The organism is Brevundimonas sp. SH203, from assembly GCF_002157625.1.
GTDB lineage: Bacteria > Pseudomonadota > Alphaproteobacteria > Caulobacterales > Caulobacteraceae > Brevundimonas.
Map to the genome: position 1 here is coordinate 348,271 of NZ_BDMM01000001.1, position 14,449 is coordinate 362,719.

At 63.4% G+C, this 14,449-nt stretch carries 16 protein-coding genes; 6 read left to right on the plus strand and 10 right to left on the minus strand.

The annotated features are described in order from the left end of the window. Position 1: 1 nt before the first annotated feature. Both SH203_RS01710 and SH203_RS01715 read right to left on the minus strand, forming a co-directional pair. A complete protein-coding gene (locus SH203_RS01710; protein ID WP_087119138.1) occupies positions 2-322 on the minus strand; it encodes a hypothetical protein in 321 nt (106 codons plus the stop codon). Positions 323-1,138: 816 nt separating this feature from the next. Continuing rightward, a complete protein-coding gene (locus SH203_RS01715; RefSeq protein ID WP_087119139.1) occupies positions 1,139-1,921 on the minus strand; it encodes an IS5 family transposase in 783 nt (260 codons plus the stop codon). 324 nt (positions 1,922-2,245) lie between these two features. On the opposite strand from SH203_RS01715, the gene SH203_RS01720 reads away from it, so the two are divergent. The 3 genes from SH203_RS01720 (at position 2,246) to SH203_RS01725 (ending at position 3,393) form a co-directional block, all read left to right on the plus strand. Next, positions 2,246-2,728, plus strand: a complete 483-nt coding sequence (locus SH203_RS01720) for a hypothetical protein (RefSeq protein WP_143275660.1) — start codon at positions 2,246-2,248, stop codon at positions 2,726-2,728. 120 nt (positions 2,729-2,848) lie between these two features. Continuing rightward, complete coding sequence (locus SH203_RS15455) at positions 2,849-2,992, plus strand: hypothetical protein (RefSeq protein WP_159457519.1); 144 nt, start codon at positions 2,849-2,851, stop codon at positions 2,990-2,992. Positions 2,993-3,123: 131 nt separating this feature from the next. Continuing rightward, positions 3,124-3,393 carry a hypothetical protein gene (locus tag SH203_RS01725; protein WP_143275661.1) on the plus strand — a complete coding sequence of 90 codons (270 nt, stop codon included), beginning with the start codon at positions 3,124-3,126 and terminating at the stop codon, positions 3,391-3,393. Between the two features lie 98 nt (positions 3,394-3,491). Here SH203_RS01725 and SH203_RS01730 read toward each other — a convergent pair whose 3' ends face one another. Together SH203_RS01730 and tig are read right to left on the minus strand one after the other, a co-directional pair. Beyond that, on the minus strand, positions 3,492-4,133 hold the full coding sequence (locus tag SH203_RS01730; RefSeq protein ID WP_087119535.1) for an ATP-dependent Clp protease proteolytic subunit: 642 nt from the start codon (positions 4,131-4,133) through the stop codon (positions 3,492-3,494). A 162-nt stretch (positions 4,134-4,295) separates the two neighbouring features. Then, a complete protein-coding gene (tig, locus tag SH203_RS01735; RefSeq protein WP_087119142.1) occupies positions 4,296-5,642 on the minus strand; it encodes a trigger factor in 1,347 nt (448 codons plus the stop codon). 191 nt (positions 5,643-5,833) lie between these two features. Here tig and SH203_RS01740 point away from each other — a divergent pair, with 191 nt between their 5' ends. Beyond that, positions 5,834-6,535, plus strand: coding sequence for an MBL fold metallo-hydrolase (locus tag SH203_RS01740; RefSeq protein WP_087119536.1), 702 nt, complete (start codon positions 5,834-5,836; stop codon positions 6,533-6,535). A 3-nt stretch (positions 6,536-6,538) separates the two neighbouring features. Here the strand turns inward: SH203_RS01740 and SH203_RS01745 are convergent, their stop codons facing one another. Next, entirely contained in the window at positions 6,539-6,832 is a 294-nt protein-coding gene (locus tag SH203_RS01745; RefSeq protein WP_087119143.1) for a hypothetical protein, read from the minus strand. A gap of 127 nt (positions 6,833-6,959) precedes the next feature. Here SH203_RS01745 and SH203_RS15585 point away from each other — a divergent pair, with 127 nt between their 5' ends. After that, a complete protein-coding gene (locus tag SH203_RS15585) occupies positions 6,960-7,118 on the plus strand; it encodes a hypothetical protein (RefSeq protein ID WP_200808758.1) in 159 nt (52 codons plus the stop codon). A gap of 126 nt (positions 7,119-7,244) precedes the next feature. Next, positions 7,245-7,463, plus strand: coding sequence for a general stress protein (locus SH203_RS01750; RefSeq protein ID WP_087119144.1), 219 nt, complete (start codon positions 7,245-7,247; stop codon positions 7,461-7,463). Positions 7,464-7,542: 79 nt separating this feature from the next. Here SH203_RS01750 and egtB read toward each other — a convergent pair whose 3' ends face one another. The 5 genes from egtB to SH203_RS01775 form a co-directional block, all read right to left on the minus strand. Continuing rightward, positions 7,543-9,714 (minus strand): ergothioneine biosynthesis protein EgtB, encoded by a 2,172-nt coding sequence (gene egtB, locus SH203_RS01755; protein ID WP_087119145.1) that lies wholly within the window; start codon positions 9,712-9,714, stop codon positions 7,543-7,545. Positions 9,715-9,835: 121 nt separating this feature from the next. Further along, positions 9,836-11,047 carry an acyl-CoA dehydrogenase family protein gene (locus SH203_RS01760; protein WP_087119146.1) on the minus strand — a complete coding sequence of 404 codons (1,212 nt, stop codon included), beginning with the start codon at positions 11,045-11,047 and terminating at the stop codon, positions 9,836-9,838. A 103-nt stretch (positions 11,048-11,150) separates the two neighbouring features. Continuing rightward, positions 11,151-11,456 carry an SCP2 sterol-binding domain-containing protein gene (locus SH203_RS01765; protein WP_087119147.1) on the minus strand — a complete coding sequence of 102 codons (306 nt, stop codon included), beginning with the start codon at positions 11,454-11,456 and terminating at the stop codon, positions 11,151-11,153. Positions 11,457-11,717: 261 nt separating this feature from the next. Next, positions 11,718-11,996, minus strand: coding sequence for a SemiSWEET family sugar transporter (locus SH203_RS01770; RefSeq protein WP_087119148.1), 279 nt, complete (start codon positions 11,994-11,996; stop codon positions 11,718-11,720). Positions 11,997-12,098: 102 nt separating this feature from the next. Beyond that, positions 12,099-14,351 (minus strand): S9 family peptidase, encoded by a 2,253-nt coding sequence (locus SH203_RS01775; protein ID WP_087119149.1) that lies wholly within the window; start codon positions 14,349-14,351, stop codon positions 12,099-12,101. Between the last annotated feature and the right edge of the window lie 98 nt (positions 14,352-14,449).

Here is a 14,449-nt window from a genome sequence, read left to right on the forward strand (position 1 = left end):
CTCAGTTGCCGTCGGCGTCGACGTCGAACACCATCGGCTTTCCGCGCGTGGTCGGGTCCCAGCCCGCCGCCATGATGGAGGCGACGGCGGTGCGGACCGCATCCACATTGACCCGCTGCTTCTCGACGTCCGGCCGGCCGTTGGGGCGCAGCGGCGGCGGAAACTGGACGATGGCCTCGCGCTTGTAATCCAGATGGCGCAGCGACACGGCCATCCCCTCCCAGACATTGCCGCCCTTGGGCCGGGGCTGGCGACGCAGCTCCCACACATAAGCCTCGCCATCGACCTCGACCTGGCCGGTTTGATCTCGCGTGAACTGCATGACGGCTCCGATAGCACAAATGAAAAGGGCGCGCCGCGATGGGCGCGCCCTTTTCGAACTGCAGTACGCCTATCCTTCAAACTCGAAAAACAGGCACTCCACTCTCCTCAAGCCTCTTTCCCGGGAAAAAGATTTCCAGCAAATCAATCATTCCAGAAGCAGCGAAACTTAGAGACTGAATACTGGTCGCTCCAAAAAACTCACGCTCATATGTTTCCTCAGCCGTGAAAGTAATCTTGCAGGCCCAACAACTCATTGATGAATGAATAACAGGCTTGTGAATTCGAACCGCTACATCGCGCTCTCCCGAGATGAGAGAATCAAATTTGAAATCTAGAAAATGACCTAAAGACTCCGACATTGAGCTAGGCATCCTCCATATCTAGCCATATTAGCTGCATGGCATATCGCCGCCTGAGACGTGAAACCATAGGTCGAACATTCGATTGCTTCGACCTCCATTTCCACAGTGCAGGTTTCTTCACACCACTCTCTAGTGGATTGACAATCTTTTTCAGGGCCTGCCAACGAATTGGATGGCGTGCAAACCCCCAACAAAACAGCGATGCAGAAAATAGGCCGAATACGATTCGCTATCCGATTCACTACGTCCCCCCTAGACACCGATTAAGACACAACTCCAAATATCAATAAACTCGACCAAAGAGAGAATTTCAACATAGATGGTTAAGTGACTGTTTCAAAAGTTCAGCCCATCATCGGTGTTTACAAGTTCAAGTCTGCGGGTTTTGCGAAAACACGGGGTTCACCAAGAAAATCGGCCGATACGCTGCATTTGAAGATGGCTTCGCCTATCTAGCCCAGCCGGTTCAGCATCAGACGGACCATCGCCCATCGGATCATGGCGACACTGTTCACAATCAGACGCTCGTGATCCTTGTCCAACCGGCGATAGTCGCCGAGCCATGCGAACGTGCGTTCGACTACCCAGCGCTGCTTCGCTGGCACGAACCGCTTGGCGGTCTGGGCCAAGTTGGCTGAGATTTCGACGCGCGCACTGAGGGTCTCACACAGCCATTGTCGGAACGGTTCGCCCCCGTAAGCGCCGTCCGCATAGACGACCTCGGGTTCATGATCGATCCAATCAGCAATGCGACCGAGAATGCGTCGAGCGCCGCGTGTGTCGTGAACATTGGCCGGCGATACGGCGACGTCGACCATTAGGCCCAACGTATCTACGACCATGTGTCGCTTGCGGCCTTTGACGCGCTTGCCGCCGTCATATCCTCGGTTTCCGCCAGCCTTCCCAGTCTTCACGGACTGGGAGTCGATGCAAACCACGCTGGGGCACGGATCTCGATATTCGAACACGCGAACCATTCGATACAGGGTGCGCTGAATGTCGGTGATGATGCCCTGCTGCTGCCACTGGACGAAGTAGCGATAGACCGTTTGCCAAGGCGGGAAGTCATGCGGAAGTTGCCGCCACTGGCACCCGGTTCGAACTAGATACAGGATGGCGTCGACCGTTCGACGCAGTGAGGTGGTTCGAGGTCTTCCGCCTAGTCTAGCCGGTGGAAGGAATGGGGCGACGTGTCCCCATTGGTCGTCTGTCAGATCAGTCGGATAGTTCCGCACTTGAAACGCTCATCATCAGCCATTGTAGACGAGCGCTTTACAAAAGTCAAATAATGCCTTATAATCAGATAGTTAGTGTTTCACGTGCGTTGCGTTCGTTGATGCGCTAACTACTACCTGTCGCTTGGTCGCGATTGACAACGAGCAGCCTCCCTTGTCGGGTGGCCTGCTGAATAAAACACCCGCTTGGGTGCGCGCTTGCGTGTGCCTGGGAAATAGGCAGGGCGTGTCTCACTCGTTGTCCACGCGACCAACCACCTGGCTCCAGCGGAGCCGGGAGGTCTGGTTCAACAGGCCCTTGGTCGGGCCGACATCGAGGAAGTTATGACTGAAAACCTATCTGGCTCCCAAGCCGAGAAACCCGACACAAAGGGACTTTGGGAAACATTTCGAGCGATCAGATCGATCAACGAAGCTCGGCAACTGCTGAAAGCGGCTTTGTTCGCTGGCCTAATACAACTGGCACAATCGGTGTTCGATTTCCTTCATCTGCTCGATCAGCCCGTTGACCCGAACTTCACGCAAGACGAGCTGGTCGGCTATTTTTGGATCTTCAACGGCTTGATCCTGCTTGTTGTGGCAGCGGCCGTTTGGGGCGTTCTGAGCAAGAAAAGCCGTTTCGCTGCGGCTGTGCTGATCGTATTGAGCGCATTGAGTTTCGTTGGTGCGCTGATGTCGCTGAACGAGCTTGAGGGCACGCTTCGGTTGGCCGTGATCCTGCTCGGCGGGACCGCGGTGTTTCTGTCGATCCAGGCACTGCGAGCCGCAAATGCCTACCGGCGTTTCAGCGCAAGTCCAACCGTCTGACCACAAAATGCGTGAAACTGCGTTCTGACAGTTTGCGCCAGGGTAATCGTGCTCGGGTGTGGGTGGAGAGTTGCTGCTCTCCACCCACTGCCCGAACATCAACATTGCCTAGGAGCATAAATGTCCGAGCATAATGCATTTACAATACAGTGGTTTATCGATGCGGAACGCCACCTAACTGGTGGTGAAACCATCCCTGCCGCCAAGATTCGAGCCGACTTGGATCGGCTCTATCGCGAATGGGTCGAACGCCGACAAGATTGACCGACCTGGAGCGGCTGGGAGACTGGCCGCTCCTATAATCCTTGTCGTTCGAAACGCTCGGCTTCCGCTTGGACGGCAGGATTATCGCGGTAGTTGGCGTTCATATAAAATGGCACCTTGAACGATACGCGGTGCGTCTGCTCAGCTTTGGCAGAGCTTGTTTTCCGCCCTTGGCCGCCAGCTTCGATTCCAGCTTTGGCCAAGCTGGCAACTCTGATCTCTCCATGAACGCGGCCAGAGTCAGAGCCAGCCTTTTCTTCGGACTCACCGACGACAATGGAGACGTCAAAGTCAACGTAACTGCGGTCATCGACGCGCTCACCACTGATCGTAACCGGATTGATGGCGACATAGTTGCGGGACTTGAGATCGCCATCTCAACGCCAATGGCGATCTCATAAAGCGTGTCTTGGATAAATTCGCTGAGCCTCATTCAACCATGCTGCACCATTTTCCGTGGGCGGCATACTGGCTGACTTTTGAAACGGTCACTAAGGCGTCATACGGTTTTCACCCCGTCGGCGTCAGCCTGTTCGCGGCGGTCATAAACGTGGTCCACGATGCCCCAGGCTTTGGCTTCCTCGGCCGACATGAAGTGGTCGCGATCCAGCGTCTTCTCGACCTCCTCATAGGTCCGGCCGGTGTGGTGGACGTAGATTTCGTTCAGGCGGCGCTTGGTGTAGCGGATGTCGGCGGCGTGCAGTTCAATGTCCGACGCCTGGCCCCGGAACCCGCCCGACGGCTGGTGGACCATGACCCGCGCGTTCGGCAGGGCGATCCGCTGCCCCGCCGCGCCCGCCGTCAGGATCAGCGAGCCGGCCGAGGCCGCCATGCCCATCACCACGGTCGAGACTGGCGACTTGATGTATTGCATGGTGTCGTAGATCGCGAGCGCCGACGTCACCTGACCGCCGGGGCTGTTGATGTACATGCTGATTTCCTTTTTCGGATTTTCCGATTCCAGGAACAGCAGCTGGGCGCAGATCAGCGACGCCATCCCGTCCTCGAACGGCCCCGTCAGGAAGATGATCCGCTCGCGCAGCAGACGCGAGAAAATATCAAAGGACCGCTCGCCCCGGCTGGATTGCTCCACCACCATCGGCACGAGGTTCATGTTCATCAGTTCGATCGGATCGCGCATCAGGGCCTTCTCGGGAATGCTGGGAACGGGCGACTCAGAGGCCACACGTCTTGTCAGTCTGCATATCGCGTCATGAGGACCGGCTTACAAGGCCAAGAGCGGACACGAAAAAGGCGGAGGCCCTGCGACCTCCGCCCTTCGAGCGCCGGAAGATGGTGAAGATCAGGCCTCTTCGTCTTCTTCCTTCAGCAGTTCTTCCTTGGTGATCGGCTTGTCGGTGACGTCGGCGACGCCGACGATCAGGTCGACGACCTTCTCTTCATAGATCGGCGCGCGCATCTGGGCGGCGGCGTTGGGGTTCTGGCGGTAGAAGTTCAGAACGGCCTGTTCCTGGCCCGGATAGTTGCGGGCTTCCTGCAGGATGGCGGCGTTCAGCTCCTGGTCCGTGACCTGGACGTTGTTGGCGCGGCCGATTTCGGCCAGCACCAGACCCAGGCGCACACGGCGCTCGGCGATCTTGCGGTATTCGGTCTTCAACTCGTCGTCGGACTTCTTGGCGTCGTCTTCCGGCAGGCGGCCGGCGGCCTTGTCGGCCTCGACCTGTTGCCAGATGCCGTCGAACTCGGCGTCCACCATCTTGGGCGGCAGCGGGAAGTCGTGGGCTTCGTCCAGCTGGTCCAGCAGGGCGCGCTTCAGCTTGAAGCGGGCGGCGCCGGCGTATTGCTGGTCCAGGTTGGACTTCAGCAGTTCCTTCAGCTTGTCCAGCGATTCCAGGCCGATGCGGGTGGCGAACTCGTCGTCGATCTTGGCTTCGGCCTCGGCCTTGATGGCCTTCACCTTGATGTCGAAGGTGGCCAGTTTTCCGGCCAGATGGGCGGCCTGATAGTTTTCCGGGAAGGTGACTTCGATCGTCTTCTCTTCGCCGACCTTGGCGCCCGTCAGCTGCTCTTCGAAGCCGGGAATGAAGCGGCCCGAGCCGATCACCAGGTCCGCGTCCTCGGCGGCGCCGCCATCGAAGGGTTCGCCGTCCAGCTTGCCCAGGAAGTCGATCGTCAGCTGGTCGCCCTCGGCGGCCTTGACGGTCTTGCCCTTCTTGTCCTCGTAGGTCTTGGCCTGACCGGCCAGTTCCGTCAGGGCCTCGTCCAGATCGGCGTCCGAGGCTTCATAGGTCGGGCGTTCCAGCTTCAGGGTCTTGGGATCGACCGGGGTGAAGTCCGGCATGATCTCCAGCGACATTTCATAGGCCAGGTCTTCCTGACCGGCGATGACCTTGTCCATATCGGAGGTCAGCTTCATCTCGGCCGGGGCGGCGGGACGAATCTTGGCTTCGTCCAGAGCCTTCTGGCTGGTTTCGTTCAGCTCGGCGTTGATGATCTCGCCCATGAACTCACGGCCGAAGGTCTTCTTGACGTGGGCGACCGGCACCTTGCCCGGACGGAAGCCCTTCAGCTTCACCTGCGGGGCGACTTCCTTGACGCGGGCGTCGAGCTTCTCGTTCAGCTCCGCGACGGGAATAGTGACCGCGATCACGCGGCTGAGGCCTTCGTTCGACTTTTCGACGACTTGCATGGTCGGGATTCTGACGCTCTGGGGCGCATGAGCCGTCGAGACGGCCGGCGCGGAATGGATAAAGCAAGAAGGCCGCCCCGTGTGGAGCGGCGCCTCGAAGCCCGCCCTTATGTCGAGAAGGGCCCCAAAGGTCAACGCGAGCGTGATCGCGGCCGGTGGTTTCGCGCATCGACCGGCCCTATGTTGGCCCGATGAGCCAGCCCGCCTCCCCCATCGGCGTCTTCGTCACGCCCGTCACCCCGCTTCAGCAGAACTGCACGACCGTCTGGTGTACGGCGACGAACAAGGCCGCCGTCATCGATCCCGGCGGATCGGTGGATGCGGTTCTGGGCGAGGTGCAACGGCGCGGCCTGACGCTGGATCAGATCTGGATCACCCACGGCCATCTGGATCACGCGGGCGGCGCCGCCGAGATGCAGGAGAAGACGGGCGTTCGGATCACAGGCCCGCAGAAGGCCGATCAGTTCTGGATCGACCGCATCGTCGAAAGCGGCCGGATGTACGGCCTGCCCGACGCCCGCCCCTTCACGCCCGACCGCTGGCTGGAGGACGGCGACACGGTCAGCCTGGGCGAAACGGAATGGGAAGTGCGCCACTGTCCCGGCCATACGCCCGGCCATGTGATCTTCTTCAATCGGGCGGCGCGATTCGCCCAGGTCGGCGACGTGCTGTTCAAGGGATCGGTCGGACGCACCGATTTTCCGATGAGCGATCCGCCCGCCCTGATCCGTTCGGTGGTGGAAAAGCTGTGGCCGCTGGGCGACGACGTGACCTTTGTGCCGGGTCACGGGCCGATCTCGACCTTCGGCGAGGAACGCCGGACCAATCCGTTCGTCTCCGATGCTGCGCTAAGGAAAGCGCCGATCCGGCTCGAGCCGGTCGGCCCCGCCTGACGATCAGCGCCGCAGCCACAGACCGATAATGACGCCAAGACCCAGGGCGTACAGAGTCGTGCGCATCGGCTCCTCGCGGATGCCCTCGCGCGCATCGTCGATCTGGTCTGAGACCTTTTGGCGCACCCGCTCGGCGTCGTCCCTGACCGCCTGACGCACGGAGGCGGTGGGGGCGAAACTGTCGCTCTCGCCCGAGCCCAGGATGGCGTCGGCTTCGCGGTCCAGTCGCTGGGTCAGGGTGTCGTCCTCGACGACGATGTCGTCGGGGGTCGGGGCGGCGATGGGGCTCTGGGTCATGTCGGTCTCCGGGTTCGCAGATCAAACCAGCCGCGTCCCGCGAGGTTCCCCTGCGGCATGAAGGCGCGCAAGCCACGCGAACGCCGGGTCGCGCCGGGCGTTGTCTCCTGAACCCAAGGAGATCGCCATGACCTATATCGAACCCACGCCGCCCGGCGCGCCACAGCCCGAAATCCCGCCCGCGCCCACGCCCGAACCCGAGATCGCGCCGTCCGACACGCCCGACGAAGTTCCGCCGATGGAACCCGGCGGCGGGGGCGAAGGTGATTCGCGACCCTATGGCTGACGCCGAAAGTCGAGGCGCGAACAGATGCTCAGAGCCGTGACAGTAAAACAGGGTTCCAAACGGAACCGTCACGGAGTCACTGGGTTCACTTCAGCAAGCGCAACGGCGACACTGAAAGGAACACCGATGGACAGCCAACCCACCCGCCCCTCAGGCGTTTCCAAGCGAGGCTTTGCTTCAATGGACCCGGAACGTCAGCGCGAGATCGCGCGCAAGGGCGGCGCCAGCGTGCCCAGCGAGAAACGCAGCTTCTCCCAGGATCGCAGCCTGGCCGCACAGGCGGGCCGCAAGGGCGGCGAGGCCTCGCATGGCACCAAGAAAGACCCGGCGGAAAAGCCGGACTGAGGGCTTCGGCCCTCGCTAAAGATCAAAGGGCGGCTCATTTCGATGAGCCGCCCTTTTTCGATGTCGCGAATGAAATCGATCAGCCGCGCAGAAGCGACAGGGCCACGCTGGGTTCCGGCGATACGTCCAGACGCGACAGGGTCCAGCCCGCCGCCTCGGCCATGGCGGCGATGGTCTCCGGCGTGAACTTGCGCGAGCTTTCGGTGTGGATCGTCTCGCCCTCCATGAAGCGGAAGGTCCGGTCGTTGACGCGGGCCGTGGTGGGTTTCACCGCGCGAAGATGCATTTCCATCCGCGAGGCGTGGGCGTTCCAGATCGCCTGGTGAGCGAAGGCGTCCAGGTCGAAATCGGCGTCCAGCTCGGCGTTTGCCCGGACCAGCAGGTTGCGATTGAAGGCCGCCGTCACGCCCTGCGCATCGTCATAGGCCGCGACCAGAACGCCCGCTTCCTTGACCAGATCGGTCCCCAGGATGAACAGACTGCCCTCCCCCAGCATTCGCCGGGCGGCCGTCAGGAAACGCACCGCCTCGTCCGGGTGCAGATTGCCGATGGTCGAGCCGGGGAAGAAGCCGATCCGCCGCCCCCTGGGCAGGTCGTCAGGCAGCGGCGACAGATGTTCGAAATCGCCCAGCACCGGCTGGACCCGCAGGCCCGGATAGTCGGCGCCGATCCGGTGGGCGGCGTCCAGCAGGGCGCTCTCGCTGATGTCCAGCGGCACATAGGCGCCCAGGTCCGGCGCGGCGTCCAGCAGGATGCGGGTCTTCTCGCTGGCGCCTGATCCGAACTCGACCAGAACCGCATCGGGTCCGAAATCGGCGGTCAGGTCCGCCGCCTTGTCGCGCAGCAGGGCCGTCTCCTGCCGCGTCGGATAATATTCCGTCAGGGTGGTGATGTCCTCGAACAGGCGCGACCCTTCGGCGTCGTAGAACCATTTGGGCGGCACGGCCTTCTGCGGCTGCGAGAGGCCCTCGATCAGGTCGCGGCGAAAGGCGCGGGTCTGGGCGTCGTCCGCGCGGGTCGCGAACGGATCGTCGCGACGCCCTGCGGCGTCTTCGGCTAGTCTCAGACCCATGAAGGCCCACCTTTGCTGAGGATAGTAGAAGTTGCGGTATGTCGGCCGCGCATGGCCCGGCGGCGTGGCGAAGGCGCCGCCGCGCAGCACCATCTGGTTGGCCATGAACTTGCCGTTGTATTCGGCGGCCGTGCCGGGCGTAGGCTGGAACCCCGGATAAGGGGCATAGGCGCTGGCGGTCCATTGCCACACCTCGCCCGACAGGTTGGAGAAGGCGTGGGCCTGCGTCGTCGCCGCGTGTTCCCACTCCGCCTCGGTCGGCAGCCGCTTTCCGGCCCAGCGCGCATAGGCGTCGGCCTCGTAGAAGCTGATGTGACGCACCGGGGCGGCCGGATCGACGGGCGCGCGGCCGGTCAGGCCCATCGCCGTCCAGCCGTCGCCGTCGCGCCGCCAGTAATGGGGCGCGGTCCAGCCCTCGGCCTTCACCACCGCCCAGCCGTCCGACAGCCACAGATCGGCGCGGCCATAACCGTCATCGGCCATGAACCTCAGCCAGTCGCCGTTCGTCACCAGATCGGCGGCCAGGGCGAACGGCTCCAGCCAGACCTTGTGGGCGGGGCCTTCGTTGTCGAAGGCGAAGCCCGCGCCGTCGTGACCGATCGTGACCAAGCCGCCGGCGAAAGCGACCACGCCGCCGCGCGCAGGCTGAAGGAATTCTACGCGCGGCTCGACCTCATAGGCGGCGGGGTCCAGCGGCGAGCGCGACATCAGGTTCAGAATGTCCATCAGGAACAGCTCCTGATGCTGCTGGTCGTGATGCAGGCCCAGTTCCAGCAGATAGCGATGCTGACCGCCCGACGGCGCCTGGGCCAGCCAGTCGATCATCCGCCGGTCGACCTCGCGGCGATAGGCCAGCACCTCCTCGACCGAGGGCCGGGTCATCAGGCCGCGCTGATGACGCGCCACCCGCTCGCCGAGCGCCTCGTAGTAGGAGTTGAACAGCTGTTGGAAACGCGGATCGACCGGCCGATAGGCCGGGTCGTCGCCCAGGATCATCGCCTCAAAGAACCAGCTCGTGTGGGCCAGATGCCATTTTCCGGGACTGCAATCCGGCATGGACTGGGCCGACAGATCCTCGACCGACAGTCCAACCGCCAGCTCGACCATGGCGGCGCGGACGGCCCGGTAACGAGCCACGTCGGCCGCTGTCCCCGCATCGGGTTCGAAGCGTGCATTCATATCGGCCGTTCCGTGGCGTGCCCGCTCGACGACCTCGACTAAACGCCCTGCCGTTCCCTTATCGTTCTAACGCCCTCGCCCGGATCAGGTTCCCAACCGATTGGGTCGAAACGCTTTTTGGTCAGCGCACCGGACGCCCGCCGTGTTTGGCGTACTCCAGCCGGGCGATGGTGCGGTTGTGAACCTCGTCCGGGCCGTCGGCGATCCGCAGCGTCCGCACCCCGGCGTACAGTTCGGCCAAAGGCGTATCGCCCGACACGCCAGCGCCGCCGAACGCCTGAATGGCGTCGTCAATGATCTGCAACGCCATCTTCGGCGCGGCGACCTTGATCTGGGCGATCTCGGAACGGGCGTTCTTGGCCCCGACCTCGTCCATCATCCAGGCGGCCTTCAGCACCAGGAGGCGGCACATCTCGATATTGGTGCGGGCGTCGGCGACGCGCTGCTCCCACACCGAATGCTCGGCCAACGACTTCCTGAAGGCCGTGCGGTTCAGCAGGCGCGTCACCATCAGCTCCAGCGCCCGTTCCGCCGCCCCGATGGTGCGCATGCAGTGATGGATACGGCCCGGCCCGAGGCGCCCCTGCGCGATCTCGAAGCCCCGGCCCTCTCCAGCGATCAGGTTCTCGACCGGCACGCGGACGTTCTCCAGCACAACCTCGGCATGGCCGATGGGCTTCTCGTCATAGCCGAACACCGACAGCATCCGCTCGACGCGGAAGCCGGGCGTGTCCACCGGCACGATGATCTGGGACTGCTGGGCGTGGGTGGCGGCGTCCGGGTCGGTCTTGCCCATGACGATGGTCACGGCGACGTTCGGATGGCCCATATTGGTCGACCACCATTTGCGGCCGTTGATGACATAGTGATCGCCGTCGCGCTCGATCCGGGTCTGGATGTTGGTGGCGTCCGACGAGGCCACCTCCGGCTCGGTCATCAGAAAGGCCGAGCGGATTTCGCCCGCCATCAGCGGCTTCAGCCAGCGGTCCTGCTGGGCCGCGTCGCCGTACATGTGCAGCACTTCCATATTGCCGGTGTCGGGGGCGTTGCAGTTGAACACCTCGGCCGACCATAGATGCCGGCCCATCATCTCAGCGAGCGGCGCATATTCCAGATTGGTCAGGCCCGCGCCGTGTTCTCCGGGCAGGAACATGTTCCACAATCCGGCCTCGCGCGCGGCGGCCTTCATCGTCTCCATGACGGGCGGCTGGCGGGTCGAATCCTGATGCACCTGGGCGAAATATTCGGCCTCGCGCGGGATCACCTGCTCGTCCAGGAAGCGGCGGACGCGGGCGTGCCAGTCCAGGGCGCGGTCGGAGTGTTTGAAGTCCATGTCGTTTCCTCTTTCCCGTTCGCGCCTCTGCCGGACGCTGCATACAAAAGCGGCGCGGCCCCGGTCAGGAGCCGCGCCGCCATGACTGGTCGTCAGACGGGCATCAGCGCTTCAGCAGCGGAGCCAGCTTCTGGGCGATCATCATGTCGCCGGCGATCTTCAGCTTGCCCTGCATGAAGGCCATCATCGGGTCCAGCTTGCCTTCCGACAGGGCCATGAAGTCATCCCACTTGATGGAGACGGTGGCGTCGGCGGGCTTGTCCTCGTTCGTCACCGTATTCGGCACCGAGGCGCCGTCGATGAAAATCTTGCCCTGGTCGCCCAGGTCGAGCTTGACGGTCTTTCCGAGGCCGGAGTTGTCGCCGACGGCGCCGCGGATGTGTTCGGTGACTTGTGCGAGATCGGGCATTGGGGCGTCTCCCTGTTGGACGGTGTCGTTACGGGTTAGCCCGCATCGACGGGGGCGCCAAGATCACGTCGGGGAAAGGTCGGATCACTTCTGGTCGGGTTCGCGCGCATAGAGGGCCGCCGCGCCCACGGCGACCATGAAGAAAACGAAGGCCGCGACGATGGCGGCGATGAAGGGAATGGCGGCTTCGGGCATCGGAAATCTCCTTTGTCCGCCTTGTGCGTCCGACCGATCCGGATCGCCTTGACCAGGATCAAATCCTCAGCCGTCGGGATCGCCGTCGCGAAACCGCCACTTCATGGCCAGCACGCCCGACGCCATCACCAGAGCGCAGGCATTGGCGACCGTGACCGGCCACGCCTTGGTCATCACCCCATAGACGACCCACAGCACGAAACATGTCACGGTCAGAGAATAGGTTTTCAGACTGACCGAGGATGCATCCCGTTCCTTCCAGATCTTGACGGCCTGGGGCGCGAAACTGGTGATGGAACACACGGCCGCCGCCGAGCCGACGACATTGGCGATCAGGTCGCTCATCGCCTACGTCCGGCCGCGGCATCCGTTTGTCCCGACATTCACCCTCTCCCTACGCCAGACCTGATCAAGGCGCGGCGCGGGGAAAGGATGCGTCGCTCTCGCCTACTGCGCCCGCTTGCCGATGGTGCGGTCCAGGAAGTCCAGATAGGTGCGCCATTGCTGCAGCTGGCGCGGATCGCCGCGAACGCCGTGGCGCTGGCCGGGATAGAGCATCATCTCGAACGGCACGCTCCTGGCCTGCAGCGCGTCGATCACGCGCGTCGCATTGCCGAAGATGACGTTGTCGTCGGCCATGCCGTGCAGGATCAGAAGACGGCCGGTCATGTCGTTCAGACGCGGCAGGATGTCGGTGGCGGCATAGCCTTCCGGGTTGTCCTGGGGCGTCGACATATAGCGTTCGGTGTAGTGGGTGTCGTACAGGCTCCACTCCGTCGGCGCCGCGCCCGCCAGGGCCGCCGCAAGGTTCGCGTCCTTGTCCGTCAGGGTCAGCAGGCTGAGGAAGCCGCCGAAGCTCCAGCCCATGACCGCGATATGGTCGGCGTCGACGTAAGGCAGCGTCTTCAGCCATTGCGCGGCCTGGGCCTGGTCCTCGACGGCGGGGATGCCGAGGCGGCGGTAGATGCTGGTTTCGAACGCCTGCGACCGATCGCCCTCGCCGCGATTGTCGACGCGGAAGACGATATAGCCCGCCTCGGTCAGCAGTTGGTTGGTCAGGGGCTGCCAGCTCTTCTGTACGCCCGCCCCGGTGCCGGGGCCGCCATAGACCTGCATCACCACCGGATATTTCTTCGAAGGATCGAAGCCGGGCGGCGTGGTCATGCGCCAGACCAGCGTCTGGCCGTGGCTCTGCATCGTACCGAACTCGGGCGTGCGCAGGCGCGAGACGTAGGGCGCGAACGGATGGCCGGCGTCGAGCCTGTTCTCCTCGATCCAGCGCACGCGCGTCCCGTCGATGCGGTACAGGGCCGATTGCGTCGGGGTCGCCGGGTCGGAATAGTTGCCGACATAGGCCGTCGCCGGGCCGTTGACCGACACCGTCCACCAGCCGCCGCCCGGCGTCACCGCGACCGGATCGACCGTGCGGTTCAGATTGGCGCGGAACATCTGCTGCTCGATCGGCAGTTCCCTGCCGTCGCGCATCGAGGCGGTGAAATAGACGTCGCCCGTCTGTTCGTTGACCCCGTCCAGATGTTTGACCGGATAGTCGCCGCGCGTGATGGCCCGCAGGCGTCGCCCGTTGCGGTCGTAAAGATACAGGTGCCGCCAGCCGCTGTCCTCGTTCGACCAGATGAACCGGCCGTCCGACAGGACGCGGAAATCGTCGTTCAGATCGACCCAGGCCGACGCCTTCTGGCTCAGGATCACGCGCGAGGCGCCGGTGGTCGGATCGACGCTCAGCAGGTCCAGCGTCTTCTGGTCGCGCGACTGGCGCTGGACGTACAGGGTCTTGCCGTCGCCGGACCAGTTGACCCGCGCCAGATAGATGTCGGTGTTGGCGCCCAGGTCCACCTTGACCCGCGCCCCGCTGTGCAGGTCGCGCACATACAGTTCGACCACCGCATTGGGCCGGCCCGCGCGGGGATAGCGCTGCTCGACCATGGTGGCGCCGCCGCCCGTGATCTCGAAGCGCGGCACGATGTCCACCGGGCTTTCGTCCACGCGGGTCAGGGCGATGTAGCGCTCGTCGGGGCTCCACCAATAGCCGGTGTCGCGGTCCATCTCCTCCTGGGCGATGAACTCGGCCGTCCCCCAGCTGATCAGGCCGGCGCCGTCGTCGGTGATCGGCGTCTCCTTGCCGCTGGCCAGATCATAGACGATCAGGTTCTGGTCGCGGACATAGGAGACGTAGCTGCCCTTGGGCGACACCTTGGCGTCGATCTCGTCGGCGGGCGTCTGGGTCAGGCGGCGCACCTTGCCGTCGGCGCGATTGGCCAGGAAGATGTCGCCTTCCAGCGGCGCCAGGATGTAGCGCCCCTGCTGGTCCCACGAATATTCCACCACGCCGCGCGCGCTGATCCGCATCCGCTCGCGCCGGGCCTTTTCGGCCTCCGACAGTTCGCCCGCATCGGGAACCAGCGCCCGCGCGTCGATCAGCTTATAGGGTTCGCCCGGCCCTGTCGGGGCGGCCCACAGGTCCTGGACATCCACATTGTCCTCGCGCGAGCGCAGGAAGGCGACCAGCTGACCGTCGGGCGACAGGCTGACCCCCTTGGCCACCGGCCCGTTCAGACTGGGGCTGGAGAACACCCGCTCGGGCGTAAGGATGTTGGAGGGCGTCTCCTGAGCCCATGCTTGGCCTATTTGGGCCGAAGTGGCGGACAGGAGGATGGTGGAGGCGAGAAGGACGGTGCGCATGGGGCCGGACGCTAGACGCGCTTCTGCAAGCCGTCACGAGGAAATGTCGTCGCCGGTCGAAAGGCTTTTTCTTCCCTGCGAAGGGTTCTCACATTAGA

Coding starts and splice junctions, on each gene's coding strand:
- SH203_RS15585 (WP_200808758.1), top strand. CDS start 6,960: ATGACCTATATCGAACCCACGCCGCCCGGCGCGCCACAGCCCGAAATC.
- SH203_RS01720 (WP_143275660.1), top strand. CDS start 2,246: ATGACTGAAAACCTATCTGGCTCCCAAGCCGAGAAACCCGACACAAAG.
- SH203_RS01710 (WP_087119138.1), bottom strand. CDS start 322: ATGCAGTTCACGCGAGATCAAACCGGCCAGGTCGAGGTCGATGGCGAG.
- egtB (WP_087119145.1), bottom strand. CDS start 9,714: ATGAATGCACGCTTCGAACCCGATGCGGGGACAGCGGCCGACGTGGCT.
- SH203_RS01730 (WP_087119535.1), bottom strand. CDS start 4,133: ATGCGCGATCCGATCGAACTGATGAACATGAACCTCGTGCCGATGGTG.
- SH203_RS01750 (WP_087119144.1), top strand. CDS start 7,245: ATGGACAGCCAACCCACCCGCCCCTCAGGCGTTTCCAAGCGAGGCTTT.
- SH203_RS01740 (WP_087119536.1), top strand. CDS start 5,834: ATGAGCCAGCCCGCCTCCCCCATCGGCGTCTTCGTCACGCCCGTCACC.
- tig (WP_087119142.1), bottom strand. CDS start 5,642: ATGCAAGTCGTCGAAAAGTCGAACGAAGGCCTCAGCCGCGTGATCGCG.
- SH203_RS01760 (WP_087119146.1), bottom strand. CDS start 11,047: ATGGACTTCAAACACTCCGACCGCGCCCTGGACTGGCACGCCCGCGTC.
- SH203_RS01765 (WP_087119147.1), bottom strand. CDS start 11,456: ATGCCCGATCTCGCACAAGTCACCGAACACATCCGCGGCGCCGTCGGC.
- SH203_RS01775 (WP_087119149.1), bottom strand. CDS start 14,351: ATGCGCACCGTCCTTCTCGCCTCCACCATCCTCCTGTCCGCCACTTCG.
- SH203_RS15455 (WP_159457519.1), top strand. CDS start 2,849: ATGTCCGAGCATAATGCATTTACAATACAGTGGTTTATCGATGCGGAA.
- SH203_RS01745 (WP_087119143.1), bottom strand. CDS start 6,832: ATGACCCAGAGCCCCATCGCCGCCCCGACCCCCGACGACATCGTCGTC.
- SH203_RS01770 (WP_087119148.1), bottom strand. CDS start 11,996: ATGAGCGACCTGATCGCCAATGTCGTCGGCTCGGCGGCGGCCGTGTGT.